Origin of the sequence: Winogradskyella sp. (assembly GCF_025210595.1) — a bacterium.
Classification (GTDB): domain Bacteria; phylum Bacteroidota; class Bacteroidia; order Flavobacteriales; family Flavobacteriaceae; genus Winogradskyella.
In genome coordinates this window covers 22493-32239 of record NZ_JAOARH010000003.1, presented here as the reverse complement: position 1 = coordinate 32239, position 9747 = coordinate 22493, and the positions used below count along the sequence as shown (strand labels likewise).

Sequence of the window (9747 nt, the reverse complement as noted above, 5' to 3'; positions counted from 1 at the left end):
TGTATAGGAGAATCTATATCTACTGTATTCTCAAACGCCATGAAAGAAGATACTAACTTTTCTTTTAATTCCATATGTTATTAAGTCTTCAGTTACCGGTCTTCAGTTAGCAGTTTTTATTGGTTGCGTAGTGATGACTGTGTGCTGATTTTCTACTTACTGATTAACTTCTTCTTTTATCCAATCGTATCCTTTAGCCTCTAACTCGTGAGCTAATTCTTTTGTGCCAGATTTTACAATTTTACCATTGTATAGTACATGTACATAATCTGGTACTATATAATCTAATAACCTTTGGTAATGAGTAATCACTATAATAGCATTGTCTTTAGATTTTAGCTTATTTACACCATTAGCTACAATCCTAAGAGCATCAATATCTAATCCTGAATCGGTTTCATCTAAAATGGCTAACTTAGGTTCTAACATTGCCATTTGAAAAATCTCGTTTCGTTTTTTCTCACCACCAGAAAATCCTTCATTTAAAGAACGCGACAAGAACTTTCGGTCAATCTCTAAAAGCTCAGATTTTTCACGAATCATTTTAAGCATTTCATTTGCAGGCATATCTTCTAAGCCTTTTGCCTTACGAGTTTCGTTAATAGCTGTTTTCATAAAATTAGTAACGCTAACACCAGGTATTTCTACAGGATATTGAAACGATAAAAACACACCTTTGTGAGCACGTTCTTCTGCGGCTAATTCGTTTATGTTTTCATCTTCAAGAATAATATCTCCTTGTCCAACTTCGTACTCTTCTTTACCAGCAACTACTGAAGCAAGTGTACTTTTACCAGAACCGTTTGGTCCCATAATGGCATGTACTTCGCCAGGTTTAACCTCTAAGTTAATCCCTTTTAAAATTGCTTTGTCTTCTACACTAGCGTGTAAGTTATTTATCTTTAACATAGTTGTTTAGTTTGCTAATTTTATAACGTCTTCTTTTTTAGAATCAGGTTTCTCTACTTTTAATATATCCTTTATTTCTAGGTTGTTTTCCCAAAGAATTTTAGGATTAGTGTTTTTAATTCTTTTTACTCTTACAGTAACTTGCACAGATGAGTATTTGTCTGCTTTAAAAGGCTTTGCTTTTTCATTTAGCTTGTGCATATTATCATCTACAACAACGCCATAAATGGTGCCATTTGGAGTTTCAAATACTGCGGCATTTTGTTGAGAATCATAAACAAAATCCCCTTTCATGGTAATTAAGCCATCGTTTTGATCGTAAGATTTTGAACGATTCTCTTCTAAGTTTACCTCTGACTTTGTTTCATTTTTACAGCTTAAAATACTGAAAAGAGTTAGTAAAAGAATTGCAATTTTTTTCATATCTATTTTTTTTGCTAAAGCAAGAATCATTTTTGAATGAACTTAATCTTCATTGATTTCTACTTTCGCAGGAAAATGTATTACCCAACAGAACCTTCTAAGCTTATTTCTAGTAGCTTTTGTGCTTCTACAGCAAATTCCATTGGTAATTTGTTTAATACTTCTTTACTAAATCCATTAACGATTAAGGCAATGGCTTTTTCAGTATCAATACCACGTTGGTTGCAATAGAAAATTTGGTCTTCACCAATTTTACTAGTCGTTGCTTCGTGTTCTATTTGAGCGGTTTTGTTTTTAGCTTCAATGTAAGGGAAGGTGTGCGCACCACACTCATTACCCATTAATAAACTATCACATTGAGAGAAGTTACGAGCATTTTCAGCACGACTACTTACTTGCACCAATCCACGATAGCTATTTTGAGATTTTCCTGCTGAAATACCTTTGCTAATGATCGTTGACTTAGTGTTTTTTCCTAAGTGAATCATTTTTGTTCCAGTGTCAGCTTGTTGGAAATTATTAGTTACTGCAATAGAGTAGAATTCACCAACAGAGTTGTCACCTTTTAATACGCACGAAGGGTATTTCCAAGTTACAGCACTACCAGTTTCTACTTGTGTCCAAGAAATTTTTGAGTTGGTTTCGCAAATACCACGTTTAGTTACAAAATTGTAAACTCCACCTTTTCCTTCAGCATTTCCTGGGAACCAGTTTTGAACTGTTGAGTATTTTATTTCAGCATCATCTAAAGCAATTAACTCTACAACTGCTGCATGTAATTGATTTTCATCTCTACTAGGTGCTGTACAACCTTCGAGATAACTTACGTAGCTAGCTTCATCGGCGATAACTAATGTGCGCTCAAATTGCCCTGTTCCTGCTTGATTGATTCTAAAGTATGTAGATAATTCCATTGGACATCTTACACCTTTTGGAATATAACAGAAACTACCATCACTAAATACTGCAGAGTTTAAAGCTGCATAGAAATTGTCGGTTTTTGGTACAACCGTTCCAATATATTTCTTAACTAGTTCTGGGTGTTCTTTGATCGCTTCACTTATAGAACAGAAGATAATACCTTTTTCTGCAAGTGTCTTTTTAAATGTGGTAGCTACTGATACAGAATCTACAACAACATCCATAGCTACACCAGCTAATTTTTTTTGTTCGTCAAGTGAAATTCCTAGTTTTTCAAAGGTTGCTAATAACTCAGGATCTACTTCATCTAAGCTGTCATACTTAGGTTTGCTGTTTGGTGCAGAGTAATACGAGATAGCTTGAAAATCTGGTTTTTCATAGTTTACATTTGCCCACTCTGGCTCCACCATGTCTTTCCAAATTTTAAAAGCGTCTAAGCGCCACTCTGTCATCCATTCTGGCTCTTCCTTCTTCTTAGAAATCGCTCGTACAATATCTTCATTTAAACCAACAGGGAATGTTTCAGATTCAATATCTGTATAAAAACCATATTCATATTCTTTGGTTTTTAATTCTTCCCTTAAGTCGTCTTCTGTATATTTTGACATGTTCAAAATTTAATGTTTTTAAAGTCTTCCTTTTTTGGAAGATTTAGATGCGTTTATAGCGAAAATGATTCGCCGCAACCACATGTTCTATTCGCATTTGGATTATTGAACACAAAACCAGTTCCGTTTAATCCTCCTGAGTATTCTAATGTTGTTCCAACTAGATATAAGAAGCTTTTTTTGTCGACAATAATTTTTATACCATTATCTTCAAAAACTTTATCGTCTTCCAGTTGTTCTTTGTCAAATTTTAAATCATAAGATAATCCTGAGCAACCACCACTTTTAACGCCAACTCTGACATAGTCAGTGCTTGGGTCAAAGCCGTCCTCATTCATTAATTGGACTACCTTATTTTTAGCTGTTTCAGAAACTTTTATCATACCTGTTAATATAGATTAATATCTAAATAGTTCGCAAATATACTATATAACTAAGGTTTTATCACATTAACTAACATTATATTAGCATATGAGTTGATAGAAATTGCCTATTGATTAAGAAAATTTAGGCTTAGAAATTTGAAGGTTTAGATGAAATAACTGCCTTAATGTAGATTGAATATGCTTATTAGATATGCTTAATTCATCAAAATTACCATTAGCATCTGTTTTTACAATTGCGTTACAATGACTACAAGTTAACTCAGATGAGTGATCATCATTAGTTTTGGATTTTACATAATTATGTCCAAATACCGCACAAGGTAATGTTTTGTTTATAGTTGGTTTCATCGAAAAGATTTGGGATTGAAAATTTAGTTATTTAAAAACAAATCAATGACAAAACACGTATATTTTCGATGAAATACACCTTTTAAAGCGATTATTCTTACAAAATTAATTTTGAAATTCTGGATTATTGATAAATGAAGGATCTGAAAGGGTTAGTAAAAATGCTTTGAGATCTGCTTTTTCTTGAGTAGTTAATTGAACACCTCCTTGAGCTATTTGTTTCATTAATGGGTCTATTGTAGGTGAGTTTTGAAGCCCTTCACTATAATGATCTATAACTTCATCTAGTGTTGCAAATCTACCGTCGTGCATATAAGGTGCCGTAAATTCTAAATTTCTTAAAGATGGTGAACGAAATTTTCCATTATCATTGGGATCTCCAGTAATTGCACCTAATCCTAAATCTGTAAATGTAGCATCTAACCCGTTGTTATGAAAATCATTATCTGTCCACAGAGGATTATTAGGATTGCCGTGGCAATGAAAACAATCGCCTTTATCTTCTCTTAGAAATATGTCTAAACCATTTATTTCTTGAGCGGTTAATGTTGCTTGTCCTTGGGAGTATCTGTCAAATTTAGAATTAGCAGAGATTATAGTTCGTTCAAATTGTGCAATAGCTTTAGTTGTGAGTTCTTTAGTTATGGTTGAAGTATTAAATGCCAACTGAAACAGTTCTGGATATTCTGGATGAGATTGTAAACGTTCTACAACATTATTCCATTCGCTATGCAATTCTATCGGGTTTTGTACAGGTTCTTCTGCTTGCCTTTCTAGATTTAAAGCAGAACCATCCCAATTAAAACGCTCTCCATAATTCCAGGCCAGATTAAATATTGGCATGGTGTTACGACTACCTGCAAAACCATCTATACCAAAACTTGTGGGTAAATGATCTGAAAATGCTTTTTGAGGAGAATGGCATGATGCACAAGATTGGGTGTTATTGGCAGATAGAATGTTATCAAAAAAAAGTTTTTTGCCTAAAGCGACACCTTCAACGGTTTGAGGATTATCTGTTGGGATTATTGGTGAGATAATGTTTTCTGAAAAAATTTCAGGAATATTTAAAGGTAAGGGAGTTGGGTTATAGCTAGAATCATCATTAGAACAATTCAATAAAAATAGCATAGCAAATAGAAATAATCCTTTTTTCATCTCTTGTTGTTATTGAAAAACCTCACCTAAACTAAATGCATTTTGTCCATTTTCATACATCATTATTTGTGCTGTAGAATTTGGCATTAACATCTGGTTGTAAATGTTTAAATCCCATAGATTTGGGCTTTTAAACCATTCAGCAATATTCATTTTCACTTCTATTTCTATATTATTGGTAATATCTATAGCGCCTAGATTAACTGTGAAAAAGGTATCTTGCGGAAATGTTGGATTAGCACCAGGATTATCAACAGCTCTAATAGCATGATAATTAAAACCTTGCTCTTCCATGCTAGAGTTAATGAATTTACCATCGAATTGCATATAATGATAACCACCTCCCATCATTTCTGGTACATTAAAAGACGCTGAATTTAAATCTGTGTAATTTTCGGCATTATCTTCATTGTCTAGTCCAAAAGTAAATGAAACATTAGTGTAATTTCCAATTGGAATTTGAATGTTTGGTGTGTACTCCATATTCACTTCATTGGTGAGATCTACCAAGTTATAAACATCGAGTTCTATTTGTTCTCCATTAGCTTTTGTGAAGATTATATCTGAAATAACATAACGAAATCTTTCAAAACTAATAGATTCTCCATGTTCCGTTACATATTGAATTGGACCAAAATTATAATCTCTAATTAAGGCTCCGTCCCAGTTGTGGGTAAACTTAAATGTCGTTGAAATTTCTTGAACTTCATCTGAGTCATCACTAGAGTTGCATGCTGTAAGCAAAGTAATTATGCTTAAAAGAGTGATTAGTTTTTTCGTTTTTATTAGCATGTTTTTAATCTATTTTTACAATTAATAGGTCGGTAAATCCTTTGTTGTTTTCTATTTCTAAGTCATTGCTGTTAGACTCGCCAACTACAACTAAGGTGTTGTCATTCAATTCGGTAGCATCAAAGGCAAAATCAATATCAGTTCCGCCTATTGTTTTTTGCCATTGTATTTGACCATTTGCGTCTGTTTTAATCACCCAAGCATCATTTTGCCCTTGATTAACTGAAAGATCGCCATCTGAACTTCTTGAACTACCAGAAATTAAGAAACCATTATCTTCTGTTCTTTCTATGGATCTTGCAACATCAAAACTACTTCCGCCATAAGTTTTTTCCCAAATTAAATCTCCAATAGGTGAAATTTTAATAAGCCATAAATCGGCTGCGCCATTATTTTGACTAACGTCTGTATTGTTGCTTCTAGTGTCTCCAGCAATGATAAAGTTACCATCATTAGTACTTGCTATTGCTCTTGCTTCATCAATTTCATCACCTCCAAATGATTTTTCCCATATCATAGATCCTGTGTTAGATATTTTTACCACCCAAAAATCATAAGTACCTTTATTGTCTGAAATATCTACATCATCGCTATCTGAAGAACCAACGATTATATAGCCATCATTGGTTTGTATAGCATCATAAGGTGTGTCTGTAAACCCTCCACCAAAATATTTGCTCCATTCAATATTGCCAGATGTGTCTAATTTAAGAGCCCAATAATCTCCTCCTGCATGTCTGTTGGCATTTCTCGACGTATTTCCCTCACCACCAGATGCTGTAACGTCTAGTACTCCAGTTATAAAAAATCCACCATCATTTGTTTGTGTTATATTATGACCTACGTCGATTCCTGAGTAGCCATAGGATTTTTGCCAAATAATGTTACCAGATGCATCTAATTTTAGTAGCCAGTAGTCTCTTAAACCTGCGTTTTCCGAAACATCTTCATCATTGCTAGAGCTATAACCAATAACTATGTAGCCTCCATCTGCTGTTTGTATAATGTCATTTCCTCTATCGTCATTAGAACCTCCATAAGTTTTAGACCATTGAAGATTGTTTTCAGAATCAAATTTTAATAGCCAGTAATCAAAGTTTTCATTTTGTTTGTCTGTAATATCACCATCTATACTTTGCGTATGTCCTAAAACAGCATAACCACCATCATTGGTTTTGGTAACGGCTTTTGCGCTTTCGTTTTTTGAACCTCCGTAGGTTGTGATTTTTTCAACCACACCTTGAAATGGATTTGAAGGTTGAGAATCGTCTTTTGAACAATTAATAACGCTTAAAAACAAGCAGGCAATTATTATATGTGTTATCTTTTTAAGTTTCATGATTTATAACAACTAAACTTTGACTTTAAAAGCTATGATTCTAATTAACAACAAGCTTTTCGGTAATTTTATTATTTATTCTTACTAGATATATACCTGACTTATAATTAGATGTTGGTAAAGTAACTGTGCTATTATTTATATTATATTTTGAAAACAGCTTCTGACCTAAGTTATTATAGATTTCAATTGAATTAATTGTTTGATTTTTTGAAGCCTTAACTTTAGCAAAAGAGCTTGTTGGGTTTGGAGAAAGAGAGAAACTTGTTTTAAGTTCATCATCACTAACAGATAAAGTTTGATTTTTTCTAACAATAAACATACCTCTTTCAATATCACTAATTACAATGTTTCCGCTAGCAAAATAAGGATAAACGCTCCAAGCTCCGTTAAAGGCTGTCCCATCATTAGTAGGATATGTGTCAAAATATGCTATTTCAGTCATTGAATTAGTTGGAGATTGAATGTTTGAAATATCTAGTAATCTTAAACCAGCTCTATAACTTGCTAAATAAAAATCATCACCCAAAACATAACCATTATGATCAATAGCAGAAGAATTTCCAAAATAAGTTGAGGATTGAACAGGATTGTCTAGATCTAAAAAGTCAAACACAATAGTTCTGGTGTTTATACCATAACTTTGTTCGTCGGTTTCATCTCCTAATATAAAATAACGTTGGTCTTCTGTAAACCAGCCTTGATGTGTATAGCCAATTTGAGGGTAATCAATATCTCCTATTTTAATAACATTATTCTTATTGGTAATATCTAGAATAACTACTTTATTCTCGTTGCTGCCTATTAGAATTTCTTTTCCAGTATAATCAGAATCTGGACCATTGTATGTAATGACTTGGGCATCGTGAGTGTAGCCTTCAGCAGAATATCCACCAAGACTTACGGGATTTTCAGGATTAGAAATATCAATAAAGTGTGGGCCACCATTAAAGGTATTACAGCCAACCAAATAGGCAACACCTTTGCTTTCATTTATAACAATATTGTGGCAACTGTCAACACCAGTGTACATAGCATCTGTAGTGAAGGTTTGTGGAGGATTAGTAACACTTCTTAAGCGTGTTAGATCAAATATTTGCATACCATGAGGGCCAACATTATCGGCAACGATAAATGCATAATTATTATACACTTTTACGTCTCTCCAAAAACTTGTTCCAGCTGATGTATCTAAGCGTCCTAAAAAAATAGGATTTAAAGGATCTGAAATGTCTACAAAAGCGGTGCTGTTGGTTGTTGCAACTATGGCATATTCTTTATTGTTTATTGGGTCTGTCCAGCCCCAAACATCACTTCCTTCAGGATTTCCACTTGTATTTGCTAATATGGATATGGGAATATTAGATATTAAATCTAAATTATTACAAGGATATTCACCTGCAAATCCGTTAACACAGTTGGTTTGAGAACTAAGTGTTTGAGATAAAAACAATAAGAGAATTAAGAAATGGGGAAATTTACTTTTCATAATATTTTTTTTATAATCTTATATATAACAATTGAGATAGTGATTACCCTATTTTAAGGGTTACTTTTTCTAACGACAAACAATCCTCCATCAATATCACTGACAACAATATTACCACTTTCAAAAAATGGGTAGATATTCCAAGCTCCATTAAAAGCAGTATTGTTATTTGAGATATAGGTGTCAATAAAACCAGTTTCAGTCATAACGCCAGATTCAATATTAGAAATATCAACAGCCCTAAGTCCAGCTGTGTAGTTGGCTATATAAAATGTATTGCCTACAACATAACCGTTATGATCAATAGCTGCAGTAGGTCCTGAATATTCCATATGAATTACAGGATTATCTAGGTCATTAAAATCAAAAACAACAGTTCTAGAGTTTAAGCCAAAATTAATTTCATCGATCTCATCACCAAGTAAAAAGTATTCCATGTTTTCGGTAAACCAGCCTTGATGTGTATAACCAATATTGCTGTAATCTATCGTTGAAATTTGAGTTGGGTTATTTTTGTCTGTAACATCAACAATAACAACTTCATTTTCATTACTTCCTATTAAAATTTCTTTTCCTGTATAATCAGCATCTGGACCATTATATGTGACCACTTGAGCATCATGAGAATAAGCAGCATTTGCATATCCTCCAGCAGCAATAGGTGATATTGGATTTTGAATATTTACAAAGTGAGGCCCTCCATTAAAGGTATCTGTACCTACTGCATAAGCAAAGCCACTATTTTCATTGATAACAATGTTGTGGGCACTACCAAAACCTGTATAATGCGCATCTGCAGTAAATGTTTCTGGTGGGTTTGCAACATTTCTTAAACGTGTTAAATCAAAAATTTGCATACCATGATTATCAGCTTCGCTTACAATGAAAGCATGGTTGTTATAAACCTTAATGTCTCTCCAAACACTATTTGAAGTTGCTGTAGGTAAGATTCCTAAAAAAATAGGGTTAGAAGGGTCTGTAATGTCTACAAAAGCAGCATTTGTTGTCGTCCCTACTAAAGCATATTCTTTTCCAGATTGTGGGTCTGTCCATCCCCAAGAATCATTACCTCTGGCACCATCTCCACCAAGTACATCAATAGGTATGTGACTCATTAGATCAAAGCCATTACATGGATAACCATTAGAAAAACCGTTAACACAAGGAAATTGAGATTGGGAAGTTGGGCTATTTCCATCATTAGCATTACTATCGTCATTTGAACATCCAAATGTTATAGAAGAAAATAAAGTAATTATAAAAATTGCATAGGAAAACCTCTTAAAAGAGTTAAGTTTCATTTTTTCAAAATTTTGTAAAAATATGCTTCTGGCATTATGCTTAATATGCACAAACAATAGTTGTAATTTGCCA

Annotated in this window: 10 protein-coding genes; all 10 read right to left on the bottom strand. The window is 33.4% G+C overall.

The features are described from left to right. Positions 1–156: 156 nt before the first annotated feature. On the bottom strand, positions 157–909 hold the full coding sequence (gene sufC / locus N4A42_RS00315; protein ID WP_294068389.1) for a Fe-S cluster assembly ATPase SufC: 753 nt from the start codon (positions 907–909) through the stop codon (positions 157–159). Between the two features lie 6 nt (positions 910–915). After that, complete coding sequence (locus N4A42_RS00310) at positions 916–1332, bottom strand: hypothetical protein (RefSeq protein ID WP_294068387.1); 417 nt, start codon at positions 1330–1332, stop codon at positions 916–918. Between the two features lie 80 nt (positions 1333–1412). Then, positions 1413–2861 carry a Fe-S cluster assembly protein SufB gene (gene sufB, locus N4A42_RS00305; protein ID WP_294068385.1) on the bottom strand — a complete coding sequence of 483 codons (1449 nt, stop codon included), beginning with the start codon at positions 2859–2861 and terminating at the stop codon, positions 1413–1415. Between the two features lie 53 nt (positions 2862–2914). Beyond that, a complete protein-coding gene (locus tag N4A42_RS00300) occupies positions 2915–3244 on the bottom strand; it encodes an iron-sulfur cluster assembly accessory protein (RefSeq protein WP_294068383.1) in 330 nt (109 codons plus the stop codon). Positions 3245–3358: 114 nt separating this feature from the next. Then, positions 3359–3595, bottom strand: coding sequence for a hypothetical protein (locus tag N4A42_RS00295; protein ID WP_294068381.1), 237 nt, complete (start codon positions 3593–3595; stop codon positions 3359–3361). A 105-nt stretch (positions 3596–3700) separates the two neighbouring features. After that, complete coding sequence (locus N4A42_RS00290) at positions 3701–4753, bottom strand: cytochrome c peroxidase (protein ID WP_294068379.1); 1053 nt, start codon at positions 4751–4753, stop codon at positions 3701–3703. Positions 4754–4762: 9 nt separating this feature from the next. Beyond that, positions 4763–5545: an MbnP family protein gene (locus N4A42_RS00285; RefSeq protein ID WP_294068377.1), complete on the bottom strand. Its 783-nt coding sequence runs from the start codon at positions 5543–5545 to the stop codon at positions 4763–4765. A gap of 4 nt (positions 5546–5549) precedes the next feature. Then, a complete protein-coding gene (locus tag N4A42_RS00280; RefSeq protein ID WP_294068375.1) occupies positions 5550–6884 on the bottom strand; it encodes a hypothetical protein in 1335 nt (444 codons plus the stop codon). 40 nt (positions 6885–6924) lie between these two features. Beyond that, a complete protein-coding gene (locus N4A42_RS00275; RefSeq protein WP_294068373.1) occupies positions 6925–8373 on the bottom strand; it encodes a choice-of-anchor B family protein in 1449 nt (482 codons plus the stop codon). A gap of 53 nt (positions 8374–8426) precedes the next feature. After that, positions 8427–9674: a choice-of-anchor B family protein gene (locus tag N4A42_RS00270; RefSeq protein ID WP_294068371.1), complete on the bottom strand. Its 1248-nt coding sequence runs from the start codon at positions 9672–9674 to the stop codon at positions 8427–8429. Between the last annotated feature and the right edge of the window lie 73 nt (positions 9675–9747).

What these genes read in the sequence shown, in the direction of transcription:
- sufC (WP_294068389.1), bottom strand. Translation starts at nt 909, where the DNA reads ATGTTAAAGATAAATAACTTACACGCTAGTGTAGAAGACAAAGCAATT.
- N4A42_RS00310 (WP_294068387.1), bottom strand. Translation starts at nt 1,332, where the DNA reads ATGAAAAAAATTGCAATTCTTTTACTAACTCTTTTCAGTATTTTAAGC.
- sufB (WP_294068385.1), bottom strand. Translation starts at nt 2,861, where the DNA reads ATGTCAAAATATACAGAAGACGACTTAAGGGAAGAATTAAAAACCAAA.
- N4A42_RS00300 (WP_294068383.1), bottom strand. Translation starts at nt 3,244, where the DNA reads ATGATAAAAGTTTCTGAAACAGCTAAAAATAAGGTAGTCCAATTAATG.
- N4A42_RS00295 (WP_294068381.1), bottom strand. Translation starts at nt 3,595, where the DNA reads ATGAAACCAACTATAAACAAAACATTACCTTGTGCGGTATTTGGACAT.
- N4A42_RS00290 (WP_294068379.1), bottom strand. Translation starts at nt 4,753, where the DNA reads ATGAAAAAAGGATTATTTCTATTTGCTATGCTATTTTTATTGAATTGT.
- N4A42_RS00285 (WP_294068377.1), bottom strand. Translation starts at nt 5,545, where the DNA reads ATGCTAATAAAAACGAAAAAACTAATCACTCTTTTAAGCATAATTACT.
- N4A42_RS00280 (WP_294068375.1), bottom strand. Translation starts at nt 6,884, where the DNA reads ATGAAACTTAAAAAGATAACACATATAATAATTGCCTGCTTGTTTTTA.
- N4A42_RS00275 (WP_294068373.1), bottom strand. Translation starts at nt 8,373, where the DNA reads ATGAAAAGTAAATTTCCCCATTTCTTAATTCTCTTATTGTTTTTATCT.
- N4A42_RS00270 (WP_294068371.1), bottom strand. Translation starts at nt 9,674, where the DNA reads ATGAAACTTAACTCTTTTAAGAGGTTTTCCTATGCAATTTTTATAATT.